The 23,630-nt window shown below is 71.3% G+C and carries 21 protein-coding genes and 1 pseudogene; 5 read left to right on the top strand and 17 right to left on the bottom strand.

The annotated features are described in order from the left end of the window. Window positions 1–2: 2 nt before the first annotated feature. The 7 genes from Dfulv_RS04285 to Dfulv_RS04255 all read right to left on the bottom strand — a co-directional run bounded on the left by Dfulv_RS04285 (window position 3) and on the right by Dfulv_RS04255 (window position 9,062). A complete protein-coding gene (locus Dfulv_RS04285; RefSeq protein ID WP_259861299.1) occupies window positions 3–2,036 on the bottom strand; it encodes a hypothetical protein in 2,034 nt (677 codons plus the stop codon). A gap of 52 nt (window positions 2,037–2,088) precedes the next feature. Continuing rightward, complete coding sequence (gene galE / locus Dfulv_RS04280; RefSeq protein ID WP_259861298.1) at window positions 2,089–3,078, bottom strand: UDP-glucose 4-epimerase GalE; 990 nt, start codon at window positions 3,076–3,078, stop codon at window positions 2,089–2,091. A 468-nt stretch (window positions 3,079–3,546) separates the two neighbouring features. After that, window positions 3,547–4,527, bottom strand: coding sequence for a porphobilinogen synthase (gene hemB, locus Dfulv_RS04275; RefSeq protein WP_259861297.1), 981 nt, complete (start codon window positions 4,525–4,527; stop codon window positions 3,547–3,549). Between the two features lie 15 nt (window positions 4,528–4,542). Further along, window positions 4,543–6,126, bottom strand: a complete 1,584-nt coding sequence (locus tag Dfulv_RS04270) for a bifunctional uroporphyrinogen-III C-methyltransferase/uroporphyrinogen-III synthase (RefSeq protein ID WP_259861296.1) — start codon at window positions 6,124–6,126, stop codon at window positions 4,543–4,545. Further along, window positions 6,110–7,039 carry a hydroxymethylbilane synthase gene (gene hemC / locus Dfulv_RS04265; protein WP_259861295.1) on the bottom strand — a complete coding sequence of 310 codons (930 nt, stop codon included), beginning with the start codon at window positions 7,037–7,039 and terminating at the stop codon, window positions 6,110–6,112. The genes Dfulv_RS04270 and hemC overlap by 17 nt, the downstream gene beginning before the upstream one ends. Then, a complete protein-coding gene (locus tag Dfulv_RS04260) occupies window positions 7,036–8,322 on the bottom strand; it encodes a glutamyl-tRNA reductase (RefSeq protein WP_259861293.1) in 1,287 nt (428 codons plus the stop codon). Before Dfulv_RS04260 ends, hemC begins: the two co-directional genes overlap by 4 nt. After that, window positions 8,319–9,062, bottom strand: coding sequence for a redox-sensing transcriptional repressor Rex (locus tag Dfulv_RS04255; RefSeq protein ID WP_259861291.1), 744 nt, complete (start codon window positions 9,060–9,062; stop codon window positions 8,319–8,321). The genes Dfulv_RS04260 and Dfulv_RS04255 overlap by 4 nt, the downstream gene beginning before the upstream one ends. Before the next feature lie 410 nt (window positions 9,063–9,472). On the opposite strand from Dfulv_RS04255, the gene Dfulv_RS04250 reads away from it, so the two are divergent. Both Dfulv_RS04250 and Dfulv_RS04245 read left to right on the top strand, forming a co-directional pair. After that, on the top strand, window positions 9,473–10,777 hold the full coding sequence (locus tag Dfulv_RS04250; RefSeq protein WP_259861290.1) for a sensor histidine kinase: 1,305 nt from the start codon (window positions 9,473–9,475) through the stop codon (window positions 10,775–10,777). Between the two features lie 245 nt (window positions 10,778–11,022). After that, window positions 11,023–11,667 (top strand): response regulator, encoded by a 645-nt coding sequence (locus Dfulv_RS04245; RefSeq protein ID WP_259861289.1) that lies wholly within the window; start codon window positions 11,023–11,025, stop codon window positions 11,665–11,667. Here the strand turns inward: Dfulv_RS04245 and Dfulv_RS04240 are convergent. Genes Dfulv_RS04240 through Dfulv_RS04230 form a run of 3 tightly spaced genes read right to left on the bottom strand, consistent with a single transcriptional unit; the run spans window position 11,664 to window position 14,058 of the window. Beyond that, window positions 11,664–12,293: an HAD family hydrolase gene (locus tag Dfulv_RS04240; protein ID WP_259861288.1), complete on the bottom strand. Its 630-nt coding sequence runs from the start codon at window positions 12,291–12,293 to the stop codon at window positions 11,664–11,666. The genes Dfulv_RS04245 and Dfulv_RS04240 overlap by 4 nt on opposite strands. Then, window positions 12,290–12,535: a glutaredoxin family protein gene (locus Dfulv_RS04235; RefSeq protein ID WP_259861287.1), complete on the bottom strand. Its 246-nt coding sequence runs from the start codon at window positions 12,533–12,535 to the stop codon at window positions 12,290–12,292. Before Dfulv_RS04235 ends, Dfulv_RS04240 begins: the two co-directional genes overlap by 4 nt. Next, on the bottom strand, window positions 12,532–14,058 hold the full coding sequence (locus Dfulv_RS04230) for an AMP-binding protein (RefSeq protein WP_259861286.1): 1,527 nt from the start codon (window positions 14,056–14,058) through the stop codon (window positions 12,532–12,534). Before Dfulv_RS04230 ends, Dfulv_RS04235 begins: the two co-directional genes overlap by 4 nt. A gap of 455 nt (window positions 14,059–14,513) precedes the next feature. On the opposite strand from Dfulv_RS04230, the gene Dfulv_RS04225 reads away from it, so the two are divergent. The 3 genes and pseudogenes from Dfulv_RS04225 to Dfulv_RS04215 all read left to right on the top strand — a co-directional run bounded on the left by Dfulv_RS04225 (window position 14,514) and on the right by Dfulv_RS04215 (window position 17,757). Continuing rightward, window positions 14,514–15,428 carry a sigma-70 family RNA polymerase sigma factor gene (locus Dfulv_RS04225; RefSeq protein WP_406567928.1) on the top strand — a complete coding sequence of 305 codons (915 nt, stop codon included), beginning with the start codon at window positions 14,514–14,516 and terminating at the stop codon, window positions 15,426–15,428. Between the two features lie 169 nt (window positions 15,429–15,597). Further along, window positions 15,598–16,485, top strand: a pseudogene (locus tag Dfulv_RS04220) (DUF5667 domain-containing protein); the annotation flags it as partial. Window positions 16,486–16,833: 348 nt separating this feature from the next. Further along, window positions 16,834–17,757, top strand: coding sequence for an HAD family hydrolase (locus Dfulv_RS04215; protein WP_344406012.1), 924 nt, complete (start codon window positions 16,834–16,836; stop codon window positions 17,755–17,757). A 63-nt stretch (window positions 17,758–17,820) separates the two neighbouring features. On the opposite strand, the gene Dfulv_RS04210 is transcribed toward Dfulv_RS04215, so the two are convergent. The 7 genes from Dfulv_RS04210 to Dfulv_RS04180 all read right to left on the bottom strand — a co-directional run bounded on the left by Dfulv_RS04210 (window position 17,821) and on the right by Dfulv_RS04180 (window position 23,628). Further along, window positions 17,821–18,681 (bottom strand): lysophospholipid acyltransferase family protein, encoded by an 861-nt coding sequence (locus Dfulv_RS04210; RefSeq protein ID WP_259861285.1) that lies wholly within the window; start codon window positions 18,679–18,681, stop codon window positions 17,821–17,823. Next, entirely contained in the window at window positions 18,674–19,741 is a 1,068-nt protein-coding gene (locus tag Dfulv_RS04205) for an NAD-dependent epimerase/dehydratase family protein (protein WP_259861284.1), read from the bottom strand. The genes Dfulv_RS04210 and Dfulv_RS04205 overlap by 8 nt, the downstream gene beginning before the upstream one ends. Window positions 19,742–19,825: 84 nt before the next feature. Continuing rightward, complete coding sequence (locus Dfulv_RS04200; protein WP_007465623.1) at window positions 19,826–19,927, bottom strand: 30S ribosomal protein bS22; 102 nt, start codon at window positions 19,925–19,927, stop codon at window positions 19,826–19,828. Window positions 19,928–20,035: 108 nt separating this feature from the next. Next, window positions 20,036–20,251, bottom strand: coding sequence for a helix-turn-helix domain-containing protein (locus Dfulv_RS04195; RefSeq protein ID WP_259867406.1), 216 nt, complete (start codon window positions 20,249–20,251; stop codon window positions 20,036–20,038). 136 nt (window positions 20,252–20,387) lie between these two features. Next, window positions 20,388–21,572, bottom strand: a complete 1,185-nt coding sequence (locus Dfulv_RS04190) for an ABC transporter permease (RefSeq protein ID WP_259861280.1) — start codon at window positions 21,570–21,572, stop codon at window positions 20,388–20,390. Then, a complete protein-coding gene (locus Dfulv_RS04185; RefSeq protein ID WP_259861279.1) occupies window positions 21,569–22,273 on the bottom strand; it encodes an ABC transporter ATP-binding protein in 705 nt (234 codons plus the stop codon). Before Dfulv_RS04185 ends, Dfulv_RS04190 begins: the two co-directional genes overlap by 4 nt. Further along, window positions 22,270–23,628 (bottom strand): efflux RND transporter periplasmic adaptor subunit, encoded by a 1,359-nt coding sequence (locus Dfulv_RS04180; RefSeq protein ID WP_259861278.1) that lies wholly within the window; start codon window positions 23,626–23,628, stop codon window positions 22,270–22,272. Before Dfulv_RS04180 ends, Dfulv_RS04185 begins: the two co-directional genes overlap by 4 nt. Between the last annotated feature and the right edge of the window lie 2 nt (window positions 23,629–23,630).

Raw genomic sequence — 23,630 nt, 5'->3', positions numbered from 1 at the left:
CCTCAGCTCGACAGGCGCAGCAGCTGCTGACCGTGGCGGCCGACGGACCGCCAGGCGGATCGTTCGCCGCCGTAGGCCTCGCCGAAGGTACCGCCGCCCACCTCGATGCCGAGCACCGAGATCGTCACGAGCTTCGTCCCGTTCGGCGCCGTGATCGGCACCTCGAGCGCCGCGTTGCCCTTGTTCACCACCGTCACCCGCCCGTCCAGCGTGTACGCCTCGACCGACCGGTTCCGCAGCGCCGCCTGCCAGGCCGCCAGCCGCTGGTTCTGCTTCGCGACCTCGGCGAACTTCGGGTTGAGCACCGGCGTCGCACTCGTGTAGGTGGCGCGGTAGCGGGCCAGGATCGCGTCGAGCACCGGGTAGAGGATCCGGTCCTCGGCGAGGTTGGACTGGTGCGCGTAGTGCGGTGCCGGGTTCGCCGACACCACGTGGTCGTAGGCGATCCGGGCCTCCATGGGCACGATGTAGTCCTGGAAGCCACGCGAGCCGAGCGGCTTGATGCACGTCGACGCCGGATTGCTCTCGCAGACCCCGCTGCCGCCGTCGGCGCGGCTGGTGTAGATCCAGTTGTACTCGTCGACCTCTTCGGCGACGGTGGCCACGTTGTAGTAGATGTTCATCGGGAACCGGGGCACGGTGACGGCGTTGCCCACCGGTCGGGCGGTCTGCTCGCGGGAGGCGTCCGAGGCGATGTACCTGATGCCGGTCGCGTTCAGCGCCGGTGCCAGGTTCGGGTTGTCGGCCGGCATCTGCGGCAGCGTCCTGAGGCCGGAGTGCTCGCCGGTCACCAGCTCGCTCGCGTCGAGCGGGATGCCCTTGCTCTTGGCCCAGGCGATGTTGTCCTTGATCTGCGCGGTGACGTCGGCCTGCGACATCCACCGCGTCCTGCCGTAGCCGTCGGCGGCGCAGCGCCACGGCGACACCGAGAAGTCCTGGACGCAGCCGAGGTACGGGTGCTCGTAGGTGTGGTTGATCCAGCGGAACTGGCCCTTGTTGTTCACCATCGCGGCGGTCAGCGGGTCGCTCGCGCCGGCCTCGACGCTGCCGCCGCCGTTGAAGACGATGTCGAGCTTGACGTTCTTGGCCTTCTGCCAGGCGATCAGCGCCCGGACGTCGTCGGGTGTCATGCGGATCGGCGTGTTGTACGGCTGGACGGTCGGGTCCCGCTGCGGGTTGCAGTCGTCGCCCACCGTGCAGTTGTGGACGGTGTCCCAACGGTCGTCGGGCAGAAAGACGTCGTCGATGTGGACGCTGAACCAGTTCCGTGTGTAGCCGAGGTGGACGCCCTTGGTGAGCCAGGTGATCAAGCCGTGGCCGAGTTCCATGGCATGCGTCTGGTAGCGGTTCGCGGCGAGCGTGACGACCAGTTCCTCCCGGCCGTCGTGGGTGTAGACGCCCATCAGCGAGCCGGTCGTGGTGCCGCCGGGCGGTGTCGCGGTCACCAGCGGGGTGAACGTGGCGCCGGCGGCGGGTTTGCCGAGGTAGCCGTACGACTCGATGACGTTCGGGTCCCGGTCGTCGATGGTGACCTTCCCGGTCAGGTAACCGAAGCCGGCCGCCTTGCCCGCGTCGGTCACGGTCATCGTGGCGCCGTCGAGCACACCGCTCCACGTCAGCTCCTGGCCGACGTTCGGGTTCGCCCACGTGTAGGCGTCGAGCTGCCGGACCTTGAACTCGCGCTCGAAGTCGGCCAGGGCGGTGGCCTCCGCGCCGGTGACGGCGCCCTCGTTCGGCACGATCACCCCCTGGTACTTCGCCCGGCGCACGCCACCGACCGAGTCGGCGAGGAACGCTGGGGTGAGCCGCTGGCGCCCGTCGGTGCCGAGCGCGACCGTGTCGTAGGGGACGCCTTCACGGTCGAGCTGGCCGCGCAGCATGTCGATGCCCGGGCTGCCGTCGTCGAGGACGAGGACACGCAGGTCGATGCGCTGCTTGGGCGCGGCGGCCAGGGCCGGTGTCGCGAGGGCGAGACCGGCGAGGCCCAAGAGCGCGACCACGCCGGCGATGAACCGGCGGCGGGAACGGATCTTCAACGTGCTGCTCCTTCGGGGGGACGTCGGGCGGCGGTTCACGTTTCGGGTGCTGTCACGCGGCTTTCAGGGCGGCTTCCGCGGCGTCCTCGATGACCGCTTCGACGGCCGCGCTGCGCACGATGGCGTCGAGGTCGAAGCGGGTCCGCCAGCCGAGGCGGGCCAGGATCCGGGCGGGGCTCGCGACGACCGCGGCGGGATCACCCGGCCGCCGGGACGCCGCGTCGAACGGCAGCGCGCGGCCCAGCACCCGTGAGACGGCGGCGATCATCTGGAGGACCGAGGCGCCCTCGCCCCGGCCGATGTTGAGGACCTCGTCGCGCAGTTCGCCGGAGTGCAGGGCGCGCGCGGCGCGGACGTGCGCGTCGGCGATGTCGGCGACGTGGACGTAGTCGCGGACCGCGGTGCCGTCGGCGGTCGGGTAGTCGGTGCCGTAGACGGTGGCCGGGATTCCCAGCGCGGCGGCCCGCAGCAGGCGGGGCACCAGGTTCGTGCCGCCGTGGTCCCGCAGGTGCGGCGCGCCGGCACCGGCGACGTTGAAGTACCGCAGCGCGGCCCACCGGAAGGCCCCGCTCGCGGCGGCGTCGCGCAGCATCCATTCGCCGATCAGCTTGGTCCGTCCGTACGCGTTCTCCGGCTGGGTGCGGTCCTGCTCCCGGACCGGCGACCGGCGCGGCGTGCCGTAGACGGCGGCACTGGAGGAGAAGAGCACGGATCTGGTACCACTGGCGGCGACCGCGTCCAGCACGGCGTGCAGGCCGTCGAGGTTGTCCTGGTAGTACCGCAGGGGAAAGGCGTTCGACTCGGCGACGTCCTTGCGGGCGGCAAGGTGGATGACGCCGTCGGGCCGGTGCCGGCGGAACAGCTCACGCATCATCGCGGCGTCGCGGACGTCGGCGCGCACGAGCGGCACGCCGAAGGGCAGCCGCGCGGCGCGGCCGGTCGACAGGTCGTCGACGACGACCGATTCGATGCCGGACTCGCTGAGGGCGGTGACGACGTGCGCGCCGATGTACCCGGCGCCTCCGGTAACGAGCCATCTCACGATGGGGGCAACGAGGGTTTATCCCATCGAATCGGGCAACTGTCGTGTTGCTGACACCGACCTCGGCCGAAAGTTTCCCCCGATGGATCCCGTAACCCACGCTTGACCAGGGAGAACCATTCTGCGGCCGGCGCGGTGCGAAAATCCGCCGACACGCCCTGTTTGTCCGACAAGTCCCCCTCTTGGGAGCATCGGTGTCTGCTTTGTCGAAAGGCCCCAGCGCGACACAGCGCGGACGGCGCGGGCGGCGCGGGCGGGTAGCGGGCAGCGCAGCGCGGACGCTCGGCGAGGGCGGCGCGGTCAAGTCGGTGCATTCGTCGGGCGTCGCCGCGGTCGTCAGGTCGGTCCGCAGGAAGAAGGCGAACTCGTCGCCGCCCAGTCTGATCGCCACATTGTCCTGGCTGATCAACGACCCTCGCGCCGGCCGACGCTGTCGACGTCGGCAGGCGCGAGGACCGGAGGAGCGAACTACAGGCGGCGCAGGAGGCGAGCCGCGTCACTCGCCCAGTACGTGAGGATCAACTGGGCGCCGGCCCGGCGGATGGAGGTGAGCGTCTCCAGGACGACCCGGTCGCGCTCCAGCCAGCCGTTGGCGACGGCCGCCTCGACCATCGCATATTCGCCGGAGACCTGATACGCGGCGACCGGCACGTCGACCATCTCGGCGACGCGGGCCAGCACGTCGAGGTACGGCAGCGCCGGCTTGACCATGACCATGTCGGCGCCCTCCTCGACGTCGAGGGCGACCTCGCGCAGTGCCTCCCGCACGTTGGCCGGGTCCTGCTGGTAGGTCTTGCGGTCGCCGACGAGCGCCGACTCGACGGCCTCGCGGAACGGGCCGTAGAAGGCGCTCGCGTACTTCACCGCGTAGGCGAGCAGTGCCACGTCGGTGTGCCCGGCCTTGTCCAGCGCCCGCCGGACCACGCCGACCTGGCCGTCCATCATCCCGGACGGGCCGAGCACGTGGGCGCCGGCCTCGGCCTGGGCCAGGGCCATCAGCTCGTACTGCTTGAGCGTGGCGTCGTTGTCGACCGAACCGTCGTCGGCCAGCAGGCCGCAGTGCCCGTGCGAGGTGAACTCGTCGAGACAGAGGTCGCCCATGACCACGGTGTCGTCGCCGACCTCGGCGACGACGTCGCGGATCGCGACGTTGAGGATCCCGTCGGGATCGATGCCGCCGGAGCCCGTCTCGTCGCGGCGCTCCGGCACACCGAAGAGCATGATGCCGCCGACACCCTCGCTGACCGCCTCGGTGGCGGCCTTGCGCAGCGACTCGCGGGAGTGCTGGACCACCCCGGGCAGCGACGTGATCGGCCGCGGCTCGGTCAGCCCCTCCTTCACGAACATCGGCAGGATCAGGTTGGACGGCTGGACGTGCGTCTCCGACACCAGCCGGCGCATGGCCGGCGTGCGCCGGAGACGGCGCGGACGAACCTCAGGGAACCCCATAGGGTGTGACCCTCTCTAGCGGAACCGCAGGGCGGTCGGGCCCTGCACCTTGGAGCCGCGGCGCTGCTTCGCGGGCATCGCGGCGAGCTTCTCGCGCAGCTCGACCGCGTAGCCGGCGAGCGCCTCGACCAGGTCGGACACCGAGGCGTGCGGCGGCTGCACGTCAACACGCAGGCCGAACTCGACGGCCGTGTCGGCCGTCTTCGGCCCGATCACCGCGACGACCGTGCGGGCGTGCGGCTTGCCGGCGATACCGACCAGGTTGCGGACGGTGGACGACGAGGTGAAGAGGACCGCGTCGAAGCCACCGGACTTGATGGCGTCACGGATCTCGGCGGGCGGCGGCGCGGCGCGCACGGTCCGGTAGGCCGTCACGTCGTCGACCTCCCAGCCGAGCTCGGTGAGGCCCGCGGCGAGCGTCTCGGTCGCGATGTCGGCGCGGGGCAGCAGCACCCGGCCGACCGGGTCAAGGATCTCGTCGTGCGGCGAGAACTCGGCCAGCAGGCCCTCCGACGACTGCTCGCCGGCCGGCACCAGCTCGGGCACGATGCCGAAGCCACGCACGGCCTCGGCCGTCGCCTCACCGATGCAGGCGACCTTGACCCCGCCGAAGTGGCGCGCGTCGAGGCCGTGCTCGGCGAACTTCTCCCACACGGCGCGGACGGCGTTGACGGAGGTGAAGACGGTCCAGGCGTACCGGCCGTCGACCAGGCCCTTGATCGCCCGCTCCATCTGCGCCGGGGTGCGCGGCGGCTCGACCGCGATGGTCGGCACCTCGCACGGGATCGCGCCGTAGGCCCGCAGCCGCTCGCTCATCACGCCGGCCTGCTCCTTGGTCCGCGGCACCAGGACCTTCCAGCCGTAGAGCGGCCGGTTCTCCCACCAGCCGAGCTTCTCCCGCTGCGAAACGCCGGAGCCCAGGCAGAGCACCACCCGGCCGGCGAAGCCGAGGGCCGCGGCGACCATGCTGTCGACGGTGGAGGCGGAGCTGTACTGCGTCTCGCCCGTGCCGTCGCCGGTGACCGAGACCGGCGTGTTGGGGTCGACGCCGGCGGCCAGCAGGCCGTCGCGGACCGCGGCGAGGTCACCCGCGTCGACCGCGAGCGCCGACGAGCCGCGCGCGACGGCGGCGGCGATGGCCTCGAAGTCGACCGACTGCACGTCGTCGACGTCGGCGGTGACCCGGACACCGGGCAGCGGCACGCCGGCGTAGGTGGCGACACCGGCGGCCTGGCCGATGCCGGGCACGACCTCGAACGGCACCGCGGTGCGGGCGACGGCCTGCACCTCCTTGAGCACCGTGTCGTGCGCCAGCGGGTCGCCGCCGACCAGGTGGACGGCGCGCAGCCCGGATCGGGCCGCGGACAGCAGCACCTTGGCCACGTCGCCGGGTGCACCCTCGGCCGGGCTGAACTGGGCCTCCGGGTCGGCCTCGGCGCGGATCACGCCGAGCAGCGATTCGGGGACATTGCGGTCGTAGACGATGTGGTCGGCGGTCACCAGCGCCTCGTGGGCGCGACGCGTCAGCAGGCCTGGATCGCCGGGGCCGGCCCCGACGAAGGCGATCCGGCCGGTGCTGCCCTTACGGGTGCGGGTCATGCTGCACTCCCAGTGCGTTGTCGGCGCCTTCTTCGCGCAGGTCGCGGGCCAGGGCTCGGCCCACCTCCGCGGCGTCGGCGAGCGTTCCGGTGCGCGAGAGCCGGAGGGCGAAGCCGCCGTCCGGGCTGAACACAGCACCGCGCAGATAAATCTCCGGCCCCTCGTCGCCCTCGGCGACTTCGGCCAGTGCCGCGATCGGGGCGGAGCAGCCCGCCTCGAGCTCGGCCAACAGCGCCCGCTCGGCGGTGACCGCCGCGCGGGTGTATTCGTCGTCGAGCGCGCTGAGGAGCCCACGCAGCTCGACATCGTCCTCACGGCACTCGACCGCCAGTGCGCCCTGCGCAGGCGCGGGCAACATCAACAGCGGGTCGAGGACCTCGGTCACCTCCGCGGCCCGTCCGAGCCGAGCCATCCCGGCGCGCGCCAGGACGATGGCGTCGAACTGCCCCTCGGCGAGCTTGCGGAGCCGCGTATCAACGTTACCCCGCACGGGTTGGGGCTGCAGCCGCCGACCGAGGGCGTTGAGCTGCGCGATCCGCCGCAGGGCGCCGGTGCCGATGCGGGCACCCTCGGGCAGCTCGTTGAGCATCATGCCGTCACGGGCCACGAGCGCGTCGCGCGGATCCTCCCGCTGGGGGATGGCGGCCACCACGAGACCCTTGGCGGGTGCGGTCGGCAGGTCCTTGTACGAGTGGACGGCGAAGTCGATCTCGTTGGCCAGCAGTGCGTCACGCAGCGCGGAGACGAACACGCCCACGCCGAGCTGCTGAATGGGGGCGCTCGACCGGTCACCCGGCGTCACGATCTCCACCAGTTCGACCTCACGCCCGGTGCGTTGCCGCACGGCCTCGGCCACCGTGTTCGACTGGGCCATCGCGAGTGCGCTGCCCCGGGTTCCAAGTCTGAGTGTCATGGGTGCACCTCCCCAGCGGCCGCGGGATTGATCTCGGACGTCGGGATCTGCAGGTCGAACAGCTCACGCAGCGCCTGAGCATAAGCCTCACCACCGGGCGCGGCGGCCAGCTGCCGCACACGAACCGTCGGTTGGTGCAGCAGACGCTGGACGATCCGGTGAATGCTGTGTGCCACTTCGGCCCGGTGCTCATCGGTCATCTCGGGGCAGCGCTGGGCCAGACGGCGTAGCTCGGCACCCACGACCTCGTCGGCACGCGCTCGCAGTGCGGCGACCGTCGGCGCGACGTCGGCGCCCCGCAGCCAGGTCAGGAACGTCTCGACCTCGGCGACGACGATGTCCTCGGCGGCCCGCTCCTCCGCGTCGGCGGTGGTGGACAGCGACTCGGACAGCAGCTCGATGTCGACCAGCGTGACGCCGGGCAGATCCCCGACACCGGGCGCGACGTCACGCGGCAGCGCCAGGTCGAGCACCAGCAACGGACGCCCGGCCCCGGCCACCAGGGCCGCGTCGAGCACCGGCTCGGGCGACGCGGTCGCGCTCACGACGACGTCGACCCGCTCGAGCAGGGACGACAGCTCCGCGAACGGCACTGCGGTGGCGCCGTGCAGCTCGGCAAGGCGCTCGGCGCGGGTGTGGCTGCGGTTGGTGACGAACAGCGGGCCGGCGCCGGAGCGCTTGAGCGTCGCAAGCGAGAGGGCGCCCATCGCGCCGGCCCCGATGACCAGCGCCGGGCGGTGCTCGACCGGCCCGGTGGCGCCCTGCCCGTATGCGAGGGCGGCGCTGACGACACTCTGCCCGGCCCGGTCGATGCCGGTCTCGGCGTGCACCCGCTTGCCGACCCGGAGGGCCTGCTGCATCAGCTCGTGCAGCAGCCGCCCGGCGGTGCCCTGATCGCCGGCCACGCCGTAGGCGTCGCGGAGCTGGCCGAGGATCTGCGCCTCACCGACAACCATCGAGTCGAGCCCGGAGGCGACCCGGAAGGCGTGCCGGACGGCGTCGACCTCGTAGTGGACGTAGAACTGCGCGGCGATCTCGTGAACCGGCCGGCCGGCCCGCTTGGCGAGGACGCCGCCGATGTCGGCGAGGCCGCCGTGGAAGGCGCTGACCGCCGCGTAGACCTCGACCCGGTTGCACGTCGAGAGGATCACGGCCTCGTCGACGTAGGGCTGCGCGACCAGCTCGGCGAGCACGTCCGCCGCCTCGCTGCCGATCAGGGCGACCTGCTCCAGCAGCGACATGCCGGCGGTCCGGTGTGACATTCCGACAACCAGCAGGTTCACGACCCCACCGCCTCCCCGCCGAGCCGGTTGGCCACGCCGACCCGCCCGGGCTTCTGCACCGGCGGCAGCGCGGTCAGCGCCGACTTGCGGTGCTCGTGGAAGGACAGGATTTGCAGTTCGATGGCCAGGTCGACTTTACGCACGTCGACGCCCTCGGGAACGTTCAAGACACACGGTGCGAAGTTCAGGACACTGGTGACGCCGGCCGCAACGAGCCGGTCGGTCACGTGCTGCGCGGCGTGTGCCGGGGTCGCGATGACCGCGATGGAGATCGACTCCTGCTCGACCACCTCGGGCAGGTCTTCGATGTGCCGGACGACCAGGCCGTTGATGTGCTCGCCGACACGGCCCGGGTCGGCGTCGAAGAGCGCCACGATGCGGAAGCCGCGGCTGCCGAAGCCCGCGTAGCCGGCCAGAGCGTGACCGAGATTACCCACGCCGACGAGCGCGACGGCCCGGCGGTGGGTCAGGCCGAGCACCTGCTCGATCTGATCGATCAAGAGCGAGACGTCGTAACCGACGCCCCGGGTGCCGGTGCGGCCGAGGTGGGACAGGTCCTTGCGAAGCTTGGCGGAGTTGACGCCCGCGGCCGCGGCCAGACCCTCCGAGGAAACCGTGTCGTGCCCCTGTTCCGCGAGGTGATGCAGGGCGCGCAGGTATTCCGGAAGCCTGGCGACGGTCGCCTCCGGAAGGTCCGGAAAATCCGGCCCGTCCGTTGGGCCGGTGCGCTGCTGGCTCATGAGTCTCCGTGACGACGACGGTATGCGAGGCCGCTGGCGATGGCGGTGACCGCCTGTGCTAACGGGGTTCGTCGTTGCAACAGAGTAGGCGCTTGTGAAGCCGTGCACAAATCGCGATCTTGAAGCGTCCGCGCTCACCACATCGAGGTCAGCGCCCGCCCGTGTGGACCACGCACGCGAGAAACGCCCCCGCGGCACCTGGTGCCCCCTTCCTCGGACGCGTCCGACAGCGGGCGAGCGCTGTGGCTAGTATCACCACAATTCAGGCATTTACCCCACCGACACGCAGACGCGCACGTTCACATGAGAACCGGTAGCCAGCCTACACGTTTCCAGTAGGGTTGCCCCTACCACCAAGTGGCCGGGCGACGGGATGGGATGCGGGGTGCGCGATGCCTAGCGTCGATGACATGACGACGACCATCACCCCCGCCCTCGGCCACGGCCGGATCTCCCGCATCTTCCGCCAGCTCGGCGTCGACACGCAGTACGTCCTTCTCGGGTTCCCCCTGGGCATCATCACCGTCGTCGTGTTCCTCACGGGCTTCGCGCTCGGCGTGGGGCTGCTGGTGACGGTCGTCGGCTTCCCGATCCTGGTGGCCACGCTGTTCCAGGCACGGGGCTTCGCCACCGTGGAACGCGCCCGCATCGGGCCGGTCCTACGGACGCGACTGCCACATCCGTACTACCGGAAAGCGCAACCCGGAGCAGGCTTCTGGCGCCGGACCCTCGTCCCGCTCGGGGACGGCCAGTCCTGGATGGACCTGCTGCACGGCATCATCCGGTTCATCCCGAGCACGATCGCCTTCTGCTTCGTGGTGACCTGGTGGTTCGGCGCGATCGGCGGCCTGACCGTCACCCTGTGGGACTGGGCGATCCCCCGTGGGCCGGACAACACCGACCTGCCGGAGCTGCTCGGGCTCGGCTCGGGCACCGGCATCCGGCTCCTCTTCCACACCGCGATCGGCATCTTCTTCGCGCTCACGCTGATGCCGGTCGTGCGCGGCGCCGCCCTCCTGGAGGCACAGTTCGCCCGGGCGCTGCTCAGCGGCGTCGCCGAGCTGCGCGAGCGGGTGGCCGAGGCGGAGGCGGGCCGCGACGCGGCCCGCGCGCAGACGGAGGCCGCGGTGTCGGCCGAGACGACGGCGCTGCGCCGGCTGGAGCGGGACATCCACGACGGCCCGCAGCAGCGGCTGGTCCGGCTGGCCATGGACCTGGGCCGCGCCGACCTGCAGTTCGACTCCGACCCGTCGGCGGCACGCGCGACGGTGGCCGAGGCGCTGAGCCAGACCCGGGAGACGCTGGAGGAGCTGCGGTCCCTGTCCCGGGGCATCGCCCCGCCGATCCTGGTGGACCGGGGCCTGCGTGCCGCGCTCACCGCGCTGGCGGGCCGGTCGACGGTGCCGGTCGACCTGGAGCTGCCGGAGATCGGCCGGCTGCCGGAGAGCGTCGAGACGACGGCCTACTTCGTCGTGGCCGAGGCCCTGACCAACGTGGCCAAGCACAGCCACGCGACCGAGTGCAAGGTGACGCTCCAGCGCTCGGCGTACGGAATGCTGGTCACGGTCGAGGACGACGGCGTGGGCGGGGCGAGCCTGGCCAAGGGCCACGGCCTGCGCGGCCTGACGGACCGGGTCAAGGCCGCCGGCGGCGAGCTGAGCCTGACGAGCCCTGTCGACGGCGGGACCAGGCTGACCGCGATCCTGCCGGCCTGACCGCCCCGGCGGAGGCCGGAAGCCGGCCTCGCAAGCGCGGGAGAGGATGATCCGTCTATTCCGCTGGTGAATATTTATTCACCAGCGGAATGCCGTTGAAGGATTGTCACCGGTCGGTGCCGCCAGGCCACGGCCGCGATCGGCGGCCACCGAAGCCACGTCACGGCCGGGCCTACCAAACCATCGAAGTGTCCGCATGAACATGCGCGCCGACGGCCGGATACGCGTGCGCATAGGATCTGCGCGTGCGGGTTGTCGTCGCGGATGATGCGGTTCTACTCAGAGAAGGTCTCGTGCGGCTGCTCGAAGAGAGCGGTCACACCGTCGTCGCTGCCGTCGGGGACGGTCCCAGCCTGGTCGAGGCGATCGTCGAGCACCGGCCCGAGGTCGCCATCGTCGACGTCCGGATGCCGCCGTCGCACACCGACGAGGGGCTGCGCGCCGCCGTCGAGGCGCGCAGCCGCGTGCCCGGGACGCCGATCCTCGTCCTGTCGCAGTATGTCGAGGTGTCGTACGCCGACGACCTGCTCGCCGACCGCGCGGGCGCCGTCGGCTACCTGCTCAAGGACCGGGTCTCCGAGGTGGCGGAGTTCCTCGACGCCGTGCGGCGGGTCGCCACCGGGGCTACCGTCCTCGACCCCGAGGTGGTCTCCCAGCTGCTGGTCCGCCGGCGCCGGGACGACCCGCTGCGCAGCCTCACCCCGCGGGAGCGGGAGGTGCTCGGGCTGATGGCGGAGGGCAGGTCCAACACGGCGATCGCCCGCAAGCTGGTAGTCACCGACGGCGCGGTCGAGAAGCACGTCAAGAACATCTTCACCAAGCTGGACCTGCCACCGGACGACGAGCAGCACCGCCGCGTGCTCGCCGTCCTCGCCTACCTGCAGAGCTAAAGCGCCAGGTCCACGGCCTCGAGCAGGGAGTGGGCGACCGGCAGCCCGGTGGCCTCGAGCAGCCTGGTGTCGGTGAAGCCGCCCGCATAGAGCACACACGAGGCGCCGACCGAGCGGGCCGCGTCACCGTCGTCGACGGAGTCGCCGATGAGCACCACCTCCGCCGGGTCGATCTCCAGGGTCGCCAGGTGCCGCTCGAGATACACGGCCTTGCGGTGGCCGCCGACCGTGCCGGGAAGGCCGTCGACCCGGACCAGGCGGGCGTTCAGCCCGTGGCGCTCCACCTCGACCAGCAGTTCGTCGTGGAAGAACATCGACAGCAGCGACTGCGTGCCGGACCACCTGCCCATCGCCTCCAGGGCGTCCGGCACGAGCTGCACGTGCCGCATACCCAGCCGGTACGCGTCGTGGAAGGCGTCGTCGAGCAACTGGAACTCGACCTGGTCGACCGGCCGCTCGAGCACGTGCGTGTAGTAGTCCAGGATCGGCCGGCGGAAGTCGCGCCGGTGGTCCTCGGCGGTGATCACCGGCCCGCCCACGGTCGCCAGGCAGACGTTGGTGGCGTCGACCACAAGCTTCAGATCGTCGAGAAGGGTGCCGTTCCAGTCCCAAACCAGGTGCTTCACCCGGGTGAGGATAGCCGGATGTCACGGAGCAGCCGGTCCTCCTCGACCCGCCAGTAGCCGTGCTCCTTGCCGTCGAGGAGCACTACCGGGATGCGGAAGCCGTACTCGTCCTCCAGCGCCTCGTCACCGGTGATGTCGACCTCGGTCCACTCCTCGCCGGTGGCGTCGGCGACCCGCCCCATCGCCTCCTTGGCCACGTCACACAGGTGACAGCCGGGCCGGGTCAACAGGGTGAGCCTCATCGCAGTGCCGCCTTCCGGATCTTGCCGGTCGCCGAGTGCGGCAGCTCAGCCACGAACTCGACGGCTGTCGGGCACTTGAACCTTGCCAGATTCCGCTCGCAGTGTGCGATGAGCTCCTCGGCGGTCACCTGCGAGCCGGGCCGGCGCACGACGACGGCCTTGACGGTCTGCCCGGTGTACGGATGCGGCACACCGACCGCGGCCGCCTCCAGCACGGCCTGGTGCGCCTCGAGCACCAGCTCGACCTCGTGCGGGTAGACGTTGAAGCCGCTGACCAGGATCAGTTCGCCGAGCCGGTCGACGATGAACAGGTCGCCGTCCTCGTCGGCGTAGGCGACGTCCCCGGTCGACCACCAGCCGTCGGCGCCGGGTCCGCCGGCGGCGTCCGGCCAGTACCCCAGGAAGAAGTTCCGGCCGCGGGCCACGATCTCGCCGGGGTCGGTGCGCACCTCGTCGTCCTCGTCGAGCAGCACCTCGGCGCCGTCGGCGTCCACGAGCTTGAGCTCGACGCCGGGGATCGCCCGACCGATGGATCCCGGTTTGCCGGCGGGGCTCGCCAGGGTGCTCGTGAGCACCGGCGCGGCCTCCGTCAGCCCGTACCCCTGATACACCGGCTTCCCCGTCGCCTCGGCGAATCGCCGCTCGGCCGCCGGGTCCAGCGGAGCCGAGCCGCAGACCGCGAGGCGCACCCCGGCCCAGGCGCGGGTGAGCGGCTCACCCATCAGCGACCAGGCGACGAACATCGGCGGCACGCCGACGACGCCGGTCACGCCGTGCCGGGTGATGGTGTCGAGCGCGTCGGCCGGGTCGAAGCGCTCGACCAGCACACCGCACGCGCCGTGGTACGCCACCGCGCCGAGGCCGGAGTTCAGCCCGTACGCGTGGAAGAGCGGCACCGCCAGCAACAGCACGTCGTCGCCGGTGACCGGCGGCGGGTCGAGCTGTGCGAGCTGCTCATGGTTGGCCAGCAGCGCGCGGTGCGGCAGCATGGCGCCCTTCGGCGCGCCGCCGGTGCCGGAGGTGTAGAGCAGCACCGCCAGGTCCTCGCCTCGTCCAGGCCGGCCCAGCCCAGCCGCGCCACTGCTGGTCACCGCCGCGTCGCCGGCGAGCAGTTCGGCGAGGTTCCGGCCCATGGTGTACCGGTGGGAAGGGCCCTCGGCGCCCACGGCGTCGGACACCGACTGCGTGGCGACGAGGACGGCGGCGCCGGAGTCGGCGAGGACATGGGCCAGTTCCCGCGGGGTGTAGGCGGGGTTGACCGGCACGGCGACGAGGCCGGCGCGGAGCGCGCCGAAAAAGACGGCGGCGAACTCGGGCACGTTGGGCAGCACGATCGCGACGCGGGGGCGTCCGTGCTGGTCAGCCGGCAGGTCCAGGGCGGCGAGGTGGGCGGCTACGGCGTCGACCTGCCGGTCGAGTTCCGTCCAGGAGACGACCGTGTCGTGCGACCGCAGGGCCGGCCGGTCGCCGTTCTCGGTGGCCGCACGCCGGACCAGATCCGCGAAGTTGGAAACGTCCTGCACGGTCGCTGAGTCTGACACAGCCCCGAAGGGTGATGCGCGAACGTCTGAGAGATCACCCGTCACCAATCACCCTGTCGCATGGCATGGTGCCTAACGCAGTCGAGCGGGGCGCCGGACCGGCAACACGCCGACTGAGTAACGGTCCACTCGTTCGTGTGCAATGCGCGCGTCGCGCCCAAGCAATAGCGAGGCGGTTACGACCCGTTTCGCCGTTTCTTCGGCGTGTCGTACGGCGTGTCGCGGCACCCTGACGGACAGCATGTGCGCCGGTCGCACACCGATCCGTGGGAAGAATTGTGCCTCCACGCCAGGAGGCGACCACACGCGGGTGACGCCGGACCTATCATCACCCAAGTCGACTCACCCCATTTGTTGCGAGTTGATACCCCTCACCCCGAGGAGGCCGAAGTGCCCGTGATCGCGCCGAATAAGCCTAATCGTCTGGCTTACGAAGCATGAGCGGTTACCAGCACGTGTTCAACGCCGAGCACGCACTCGCCGATGGGCTGTCGATGCTGCGGGACTCGATGCACGACATGTTCACCACGGTGATCCGCGGCGAAGGCGGCAGCGTCCCACGAACCCGCGGGCGCCCACACACCAACGAGGCACCGGCCCGCCCGGGTCCGGCCTCGAACGCCAGACCCAACGGTGGGCTGAACGGCAGACCTGCCGGCGGTGCCGGTGCGGGCCTGCTGGGCGAGGACACGGTGCCGCTCCCGACGGCCGTGCTCGCCGGCACGGGCACGCTCACCGAGACCGGGCCGAGCGAGCCGCCACCGCCACCGCGGCCCGACCGCGGCGATCCCGCGTCGGAGGTGTGGGCGCTCATCGAGCGGGCCCAGGCCGGTGACGGGCAGGCATTCGGTCTCCTCTACGACCGGTACTTCGACACGGTCTTCCGCTTCGTGTACTTCCGGGTGGGCAACCGGCAACTCGCCGAGGACCTCACGGCTGACACGTTCCTGCGCGCGCTGAAGCGCATCGGCAGCTTCACCTGGCAGGGCCGTGACCTCGGTGCCTGGCTGGTCACCATCGCGCGCAACCTGGTCGCCGACCACTTCAAGTCCGGGCGGTACCGGCTCGAGGTCACCACGGGTGACGTCCTCGACGCCGACCGGCCCGACCGGGGCCCCGAGGGCAGCCCGGAGGCGGCGGTCATCGACCACATCACCAACGTGGACCTGCTCAAGGCCGTCAAACAGCTCAACCCCGAGCAGCAGGAGTGCATCGTGCTGCGGTTCCTGCACGGGTTCTCCGTCGCGGAGACCGCGCAGGCCATGAACAAGAACGAGGGAGCGATCAAAGCGTTGCAGTACCGTGCGGTGCGCGCGCTCGCGCGGCTCCTGCCCGACGGATTCCAGCCGTGACCCCTGTCACCTTCGGTTACAGTGTCGCCCGCGGCGCCGTAACCAGCCTCCGTTCTGCACCGTTGGTTCTGGTGCGACCGTCGGCATGGCGCACGGCGGACGCGGTGGCCCACCATCCCGCTGCCCTGCCGCGCCTGAGTGACGCGATCAGCGAAGGGGGGTGCCTCAGGTGATTGGCTCCGTCTTCCATCGTCGGCGAGCTGAGCGATTCGCTCAGCTCCTGGACGAGGCTGCGGGGGCCCGACGGCACCGTACGAGGTCAACGTTCGACGACTCCCTGGCCGACCTGGTGTCGGTCGGCCAGCGACTTTCCGACATGCCGGTCAAGGTCGAGGCTCAGCAGGAGTTCCGCGACGGCCTGCGGGCCATGCTGATGGCCACGGCCGAACGGGAAGGGATCGGGGTCACCGCCAAGGACCCGGAACCCGAGACCGCCCGGCGTGCGGGCATCCACTCGCTGCGCCGGCCCGCCGGCAGCCGCCCTGCGGTCAGCCGCCGTACCCGTACCCGCGGTGCCATCGTCGTCGGCCTGGCCGCCGGCACGCTGGCCCTGTCGGGTATGTCGGCGGCCAGCGGTGACGCGATCCCCGGCGACGCTCTGTACACCGTCAAACGCTCCACCGAGAAGGCCCAGCTCGCGCTGGCCGGCTCGGACATCAGCCGCGGGCAGCTGTACCTCGAGTTCGCCCGCACCCGGCTCGACGAGGCCCACGCGGTCAAGGACCCGAACGGCCTGACCTCGGTGCTCGACGACATGGACAACGAAACGCTGGAAGGCGTCCGGCTGCTGACCACCGCGGCCTCCGCCCGCAAGGAGGCCGCGGCGCTCGACGCCATCGAGTCGTTCACCGGCGCCCAGCGGACCACGGCCGAGAAGCTGCTCACGTCGAGCAGCGGCGACGCCCGCACCCGGGTGACCCAGTCGGTCACGCTGCTCGAGGAGATCGACCGCCGGTCCAAGGCACTGCGCCCGCTGCTCAAGTGCGGCTCGAATGCCACGTCGGCGGCCGACAAACTCGGCCCGGTGCCGAACAGCTCGGCGTGCAAGTCGGGCGGGCAGAAGAACAATGTCCAGCCACCCGGCGCGCCGCAGCCGAGCAACGCGAGTCACAACGACACCACCACGGGCGAGCGGCCGGCGGCGACGGTCAGCGACGGCGTGGTCGTCAGCAGCTCCCCCACCGAGTCGACTTCAGCCTCGCCCAGTCCGCAGCCGTCACCGTCGCCGTCGAAGTCCCAGAAAGGCCTACTCGACTGGCTGTTCGGCTGACGTTGTTGTTCGGCTGACTTCAGTTTCCAGAACATGACAGGGCCTGGTGGACGACACCGGGCCCTGTCGGCGTTCAGGGCCGGTACCGTTGGTCAGTTGGATGAGACCGTCGAGAACAGACAAGGGAGCAGACGCATGCCGATCCGACCTTCGGCGTTACGGCGCAAACGGTCGCCAGGCCGGGTCGTGGCGTCTGCGGCCGGCTGGGCGGCGGCCGAGGTGGAGGCTGCGCTCGAGGTTCCGGCAGACCCGGCCGCCGCGGCCTTCTTCGACGTCGACAACACGATGATGCAGGGCGCGTCGATCTACTACTTCGCCCGCGGTCTCGCCAAGCGGAAGTACTTCACCAGCACCGATCTGCTGCGCTTCGCATACCAGCAGGCGCGCTTCCGCCTGCTGGCTTCGGAACACGCCGGCACGGTCTCCAACGCCAAGTCCACCGCACTGGCCTTCATCGCCGGATGGCGGGTCGAGGACATGGAGCGGCTCTGCGAGGAGATCTTCGACGAGCTGATGGCCGACCGGATCTGGGCCGGCACGCTGGCCCTGGCCCAGCTGCACCTCGACGCCGGTCAGCGGGTCTGGCTGGTCACCGCCGCACCGGTCGAGCTGGGCCGGATCATCGCCGCGCGGCTCGGCCTGACCGGCGCGATCGGCACCGTGGCGGAGGTCAAGGAGGGCGTTTACACCGGCCGGCTGGTCGGCGACCTCATGCACGGTCCCGAGAAGGCGTCCGCGATCCGGGCGCTCGCGCTGGCCGAGGGCCTGGACCTGACACGCTGCGCGGCGTACAGCGACTCGGTGAACGACACCCCGATGCTGTCGACGGTGGGGTATGCGGTGGCGGTGAACCCGGATCCGGCGCTGCGCCGCGAGGCCCGCAAGCGGGGCTGGGAGATCCGCGACTTCCGCACCGGCCGCAAGGCGGCGAAAATCGCGATCCCGACGGCCCTCGCCACCGGCGTCGTGATCGGCGGCTTCGCAACGGCGACCGCGATGCGCAAGCGCCGCCGCCGCACCCCGACCCAACCCACGCCGGACACCGCGCCGCAGGCCTGACCGGCCACCGGTTGACGGCGTCGCGAGGCCCGGCACGACCACGGCCCGGCAGGAAGAAGGACGTCAGGCGGAAAACGCGTCCGGGCGGCGGTCGAGCAGCTTGTAGAGCGTCTGCTGGATCGTCTCGCGCACCTGGTCGGAGAGGTTGAAGACCACCATCGGGTCGTCGACCGAGTCGGCATACTCCGTGGTGGAGATGGGCTCGCCGAACTCGATCAGCCACTTGCTCGGCAGCGGGACCAGCCCCAGCGGGCCGAGCCACGGGAACGTGGGCGTCACCGGGAAGTACGGTGCGCCGAGCAGCCGGGCGAGCGGGCGGATGTTGGCGAGGAGCGGGTAGATCTCCTCGGCGCCGACGATCGACACCGGCACGATCGGCATGCCGGTGCGCAGCGCGGCGGAGACGAAGCCGCCGCGGCCGAAGCGCTGGAGCTTGTACCGCTCGGCGAAGGGCTTGCCGATGCCTTTGAAGCCCTCCGGGAACACGCCGACGAGCTCACCCTCCGACAGCAGCCGCTCGGCGTCGGGGTTGCACGCCAGCGTGGCGCCGGACTTGCGGGCCACCTCCGACACGACCGGCATGCGGAAGACCAGGTCGGCGCCGAGCAGGCGGAGGTGGCGCCGGGCGGGCGTCTCGTCGTGGACGGCCACCGAGAGCATCATCGCGTCGAGCGCGAGCGTGCCGGAGTGGTTGGCCACGACGAGCGCGGCGCCCTCCTTCGGCAGGTTTTCCACGCCGAAGACCTCGGTGCGGAACCATTGCTTGTACAGCGGGCGCAGCACCGGCAGGACGACGCTGTCGGTGAGGTGGCGGTCGAAGCCGAAACCGTCGACCTCGTAGTCGCCGGTGAGGCGCTCGCGAAGGAAGGCCAGCGCACCGGCGACCCGGTCGTCCCACACATCAGGGAGACCAGGGTCAGTCATGCCCACTCTCCAACGCGGCGCGGGCCGCACGGGTCCGGCGGAATCCTTCGAGCAGTGCCTGCTCGACCGAGCGAATCGTATCCGCGGGCAGCAGCTCACCGTCGCGGCGGCTCTGCACGAACTCGGCGAACGCCTCCGCGGTGGTGCGCGGGGTGAAGCCGAACTCGCGGATCAGGCGCGTGGTGTCGACCACCCGGCCGTGGACGAACAGGTCGACCTGGTCGAGCGACACCCCGGCGCGGCCGATGCCGGCCAGCGCGTTGAGCCCAGGCTCCAGCACCGGGACCGTCACCCGGCCGGCCCGCCGGACCGCCTGCGACAGGGTCAGCGTGCCGGCCCCGGCCACGTTGAAGGTGCCCGGATGCGCCTCGGCGACCGAGCGGTGCAGAACCTCGAACGCGTCCTCGACGTGCAGGAACTGCAACCGGGGGTCGCGTCCGAACACGGTCGGCACGAACGGCTGGGCGAAGTAGCGGGTCAGCCGGGTGTCGACGGTCGAGCCGATGAACGGCGCGAACCGCAGCACCGTGGCCCCGACGTCGGGACGGCGCCGGCGGAAGCCCCGCACGTAGCCCTCGATGTCGAGCACGTCCTTGGCGAAGCCACCGCGCGGGATCTCCCGCGGCTCGGTGTCCTCCGTGAAGATCGCGGGGTCGCGGAACGACGCACCGTAGGCAGCCGTGGACGAGCGGACGACCAGCTTCCGCAGCCGGGTCGCCTGCTGGCAGGCGGCCAGGAGCTGCATCGTGCCGATGACGTTGAGCTCCTTCATCGCCGCCCGGCCGCCCTGCTGGTCCGCCGCGGTGGCGACGGCGAGGTGCGCAACCGCCTCGACCCGGGCGTCGACCATCACCCGCAGCACCCCCGGGGTCCGGAGGTCGACCTGATGGACGTCGACGTCGCCCAGCACCCCGGCGAACTCACCGGACGGCGTTGCGGCGTCGATGCCGATGACCCGCTCGATGCGCGGGTCGGCGGCGAGCCGGGCGGCCAGGTGCGCGCCGAGGTAGCGGCCCACCCCGGTCACCAGGACAACCCGTGGCGCTGGCGGCGTGGTCACGCGACTCCGTTCCAAGCGGACCGCCCCCGGACGGCACCCGCGCTCAGCGCGGGCCTGGGGCCGGGGCGGACCGCCGAAGCGCTACTACTTGCCGAGACGACGACGCTGGACGCGGGTCTTGCGCAGCAGCTTCCGGTGCTTCTTCTTGGCCATACGCTTGCGGCGCTTCTTGACCACCGAGCCCATACGGGTATCTCCTCGATACAGCGGAACGCGTGCCATCGCTGGCACGCCAAAGACATGGTTAGCGGCTCCAGGGTAGCCGCACCGCTGCTTGATCGGAAAACGACCCCGCTATGCCGTCTCACGGAACGCTTCGCGCAGGTATTGGTCGACCGCGTGCTCCGGCACCCGGAACGACCGACCGACGCGGACCGCGGTGAGATCACCGGCGTGCACCAAGCGGTAGACGGTCATCTTGGAGACCCTCATCAGGGTGGCCACCTCGGCGACGGTCAGGAACCTGACTTCTCCCAGCCGGCCTTCGGTGGTATGTGGATTACTCGACATCGCAACCTCCGACCAGCGCTCGCCGTACACCCACCATCAGCGTGTTATCAGTACGGTAACGGTACTGCTGTGACTTGCGCCCCGGCTTCGTCGGAATCTTTCCTCTCAACATCAACTCGGGCGGGTCGACACGCCGTCACTCGGTGCGCAGGGCCACGACGGGATCGAGCCGACCGGCCCGCTGTGCGGGTACCACTCCGAAGATGATCCCGACGCCGGCAGACACCCCGAAAGCCAGCGCCAACGACCACCAGGTGATCGCGGCCGGCACCGGCGACAGCGCGGCGACCACCAGGGCAGCCACGACGCCGAGTGCCATCCCGGCAAACCCGCCCAGCGTGGTCAGCAGCACGGCCTCCAGCAGGAACTGGACGCCGATGTCCCGCGGCCGGGCGCCCACGGCCTTGCGCAGCCCGATCTCCTTGGTGCGCTCGCGGACCGACACGAGCATGATGTTGGACACCCCGACCCCGCCGACCAGCAGCGAGATGCCGGCGATCGCGGCGAGCACGCCGGTCAGCACGCCGAGGATGTCACCGAGCACGCCGAGGATCTGCTCCTGGGTGACCGCGCTGAACTCGGTGCCCGGATGGCGGCGGCTCAGCTCGGCGATGATCCGGGCGCTCAGCTCGTCGATCTCGTCGCGGTTCGGGGCCTTGATCGCGATGCCGTCGACCCGGTTGGTGCCGAGCAGACGCTGTGCGGTCGTGATCGGTACGTGCACCTCGCTGTCCCGGTCGATGCCGAGGCTCTGGCCGAGCTGCGCGAAGACGCCGATTACCCGGAACCGCACGCCTGCGATGGTGACCTGCTGGCCGACCGCGTCCCGGTCGCCGAAGAGCGCGTGGGCGACGCTCCAGCCGAGCACGGCGACGCGGCGTTGGGTGTCGACGTCGGAGCGGCTGAGGTACGTGCCGCGGGCGAGGCTCCGCACGAAGACCTGCGGCGTCGTCTCGATGACCCCGTTGATCGTGGCGAACGTGTCGACGTTGCCGGCAGCGACCGTCTCACCCGACGCCACGCTCACCGCCACCCGGTTGCGGTCGCCGACGATCTTCGACACGGCGTCGACGTCGGACAGGTCCATTCGCGAGACCGACGGCGCCGAGCCGATGTTGACCTGCCCCGGCACGACGATGAGCAGGTTCGAGCCGAGGCCCTCCACCTGCTGTTCGATCTTCTGCTTGGTACCGGTGCCGATGGCCACGAGCACGACGACCGCCGCGACCCCGATGATCACCCCGAGCATGGTCAGCATGCTGCGCAGCCGGTTCGCCCGCAGGGCGTCGACAGCAACCCGCCACGCCTCCGCGAACCTCACGCGCCCTCCCCTCCGCTCCGCTCCGGACCGCTGACGATCTCCCCGTCGCGCATGACGATCTGCCGGTCGGCGCGCTCCGCCACCTCACGGTCGTGGGTGACGATCACCAGCGCCACTCCCTGCTCCCGGTTCAGCGCCTCCAGCAGGGCGAGCACGGCCTGGCCGTTCTTCGTGTCCAGGTTGCCGGTCGGCTCGTCGGCCAGGAGCACCTGCGGGTCGGTGACCAGGGCCCGGGCGATCGCCACGCGCTGCTGCTCACCGCCGGAGAGCTGGTTGGGCCGGTGGTCGAGCCGGTGGCCGAGTCCGACGCGCTCCAGCATGGCGATCGCCCGGCGCCGCCGCTCGGCCGCCCGCATTCCGCGGTAGACGAGCGGCAGTGCCACGTTCTCCACGGCACTGGTACGGGCGAGCAGGTGGAACGACTGAAAGACGAACCCGATCGTCTCGTTGCGCAGCCGGGCGAGATCCTCGGGACCGAGCCCGGCGACGTCCCGCCCGCCGATGAGCAGCTTGCCCGCGGTCGGCCGGTCGAGGCCGCCGAGCAGGTGCATGAGCGTCGACTTGCCGGAGCCGGACGGCCCGATGATCGCCACGTAGTCGCCGGCCTCGACGGTGAAGCTGACCCCCTTGAGGGCCGGCACGGTGACCCCGTCAAGCGCGTAGTCCCGCCTCACCTGCTCGGCGACGAGGGCGGCGGTCATCGCTGCAGGTCCATGCCCTGCTTGACCTTGTCCGTGCCACGGACGACCAGCCGGTCGCCGTCCGCCACGCCGGACAGGACCTGCACCCGGTCCTGACCCGAGACGCCGATGCTGACCGGCGTCTGGACCGCCTTGCCGTCGCGGACCAGCCACACCACGTCTTTGCCGCCGACGTTGAACACGGCCGCCGCCGGCACGGTCACCGCGTCGCGGATCGAGCGAACCTCCAGGTGGGCGACGGCGTTCATGCCCGGGCGAGGGGTCGGCGCCAGCCGGCCGTCGTCGTAGCGTCCGACGCCCAGCTTGAGCCGCGAGCGGTACGAGACGCCGCCGCGCGCCGACGCGGTGGGCAACACGTCGGCCGAGGTCACCGTGGCCTCGTAGACGGCGCCGGGCGCCGCGTCGAGCTCGACCCGCGCGGTGACGCCAGGCTGGACCAGCAGCACGTCGGTCTCGTCGACCTCGGCCATCAGGCCCAGCTCGGAGACGTCGACGACGGTGACGATCGCGGCACCGGCGGCGACCCTGCCACCGACCGGAACCGCCGGGTCGACGCCCGGGCCGGGCTGCTGCGGCACGTCCACTGCGGCGCCCGCCCCGCCGGTGGCCCCGGCGGCGGCACCGAGCAGGTCGGTGATCGACGGCGCACTGGCCGCCGAGGTGCCGCCCAGCTGCACGACGCCGGCGACCGGTGCGCGCAGGGTCAGCGCGTCGACCGTGGACCTCGCCAGGTCGTACGCGGCCTGCGCCTGGGCCCGCTGTGCCGCGGTGAGCGCGGACATCGCCTGGTTGACGCTCGCCAGGCCGCGCTGGACCGCCGTGATGAGTGCCCGGGCCGACGCCGCCGCCTCCTGGTACGTGCGCTCGGCGAGGTCGATCTGGTGCAGGAGCGCTGCCCGTACCGCCTGATCGGCGATCTGCTGTGCGGCACCACGCGCGTCGGCGAACGCCTTCGCCGCCGCGTCGTCGGTCTTCTTCTGCGTCGCCGAGAGGTTCTTGGTCCCGCCTCCTCCCCCGCCGGCGCCCTTGAGTGCGTCGAGCGCCTCACCGGCCGCCGTGAGCCGCTGCTGCGCGGACGGCGAGTCGATCACGGCAAGCACCTGGCCGGCGGCCACGGTGTCACCCGGCTTGACCGACAGCGACACGAGCGTGCCGTCGGCGGCCGCGGTGAGGGTCGCGGCGGCCCTGGCGGTGATGGTGGCCGGCGCGTCGACGACCTCGATCACGTCGGCGCGCCCGGCGTTGCCCAGGCCGATGTCGTTGTTCTCGCCGTCGCAGGAGGCGGCCGTCAGCGAGACGAGGCTGAGGAGGGCCACGGAGACGGTCAGCTGCACTCGCGGGGGGACGCGATACACGC

Origin of the sequence: Dactylosporangium fulvum (assembly GCF_025137375.1) — a bacterium.
In the GTDB taxonomy this organism is placed as follows: domain Bacteria; phylum Actinomycetota; class Actinomycetes; order Mycobacteriales; family Micromonosporaceae; genus Dactylosporangium; species Dactylosporangium fulvum.
The sequence above is the reverse complement of the archived record's forward strand: the minus strand, read 5'-3'. Positions and strand labels throughout refer to the sequence as shown.

Coding starts and splice junctions, on each gene's coding strand:
- hemB (WP_259861297.1), bottom strand. CDS start 4,527: ATGGGGTTCCCTGAGGTTCGTCCGCGCCGTCTCCGGCGCACGCCGGCC.
- Dfulv_RS04270 (WP_259861296.1), bottom strand. CDS start 6,126: ATGACCCGCACCCGTAAGGGCAGCACCGGCCGGATCGCCTTCGTCGGG.
- hemC (WP_259861295.1), bottom strand. CDS start 7,039: ATGACACTCAGACTTGGAACCCGGGGCAGCGCACTCGCGATGGCCCAG.
- Dfulv_RS04255 (WP_259861291.1), bottom strand. CDS start 9,062: ATGAGCCAGCAGCGCACCGGCCCAACGGACGGGCCGGATTTTCCGGAC.
- Dfulv_RS04250 (WP_259861290.1), top strand. CDS start 9,473: ATGACGACGACCATCACCCCCGCCCTCGGCCACGGCCGGATCTCCCGC.
- Dfulv_RS04235 (WP_259861287.1), bottom strand. CDS start 12,535: ATGAGGCTCACCCTGTTGACCCGGCCCGGCTGTCACCTGTGTGACGTG.
- Dfulv_RS04225 (WP_406567928.1), top strand. CDS start 14,514: ATGAGCGGTTACCAGCACGTGTTCAACGCCGAGCACGCACTCGCCGAT.
- Dfulv_RS04215 (WP_344406012.1), top strand. CDS start 16,834: ATGCCGATCCGACCTTCGGCGTTACGGCGCAAACGGTCGCCAGGCCGG.
- Dfulv_RS04210 (WP_259861285.1), bottom strand. CDS start 18,681: ATGACTGACCCTGGTCTCCCTGATGTGTGGGACGACCGGGTCGCCGGT.
- Dfulv_RS04200 (WP_007465623.1), bottom strand. CDS start 19,927: ATGGGCTCGGTGGTCAAGAAGCGCCGCAAGCGTATGGCCAAGAAGAAG.
- Dfulv_RS04195 (WP_259867406.1), bottom strand. CDS start 20,251: ATGTCGAGTAATCCACATACCACCGAAGGCCGGCTGGGAGAAGTCAGG.
- Dfulv_RS04185 (WP_259861279.1), bottom strand. CDS start 22,273: ATGACCGCCGCCCTCGTCGCCGAGCAGGTGAGGCGGGACTACGCGCTT.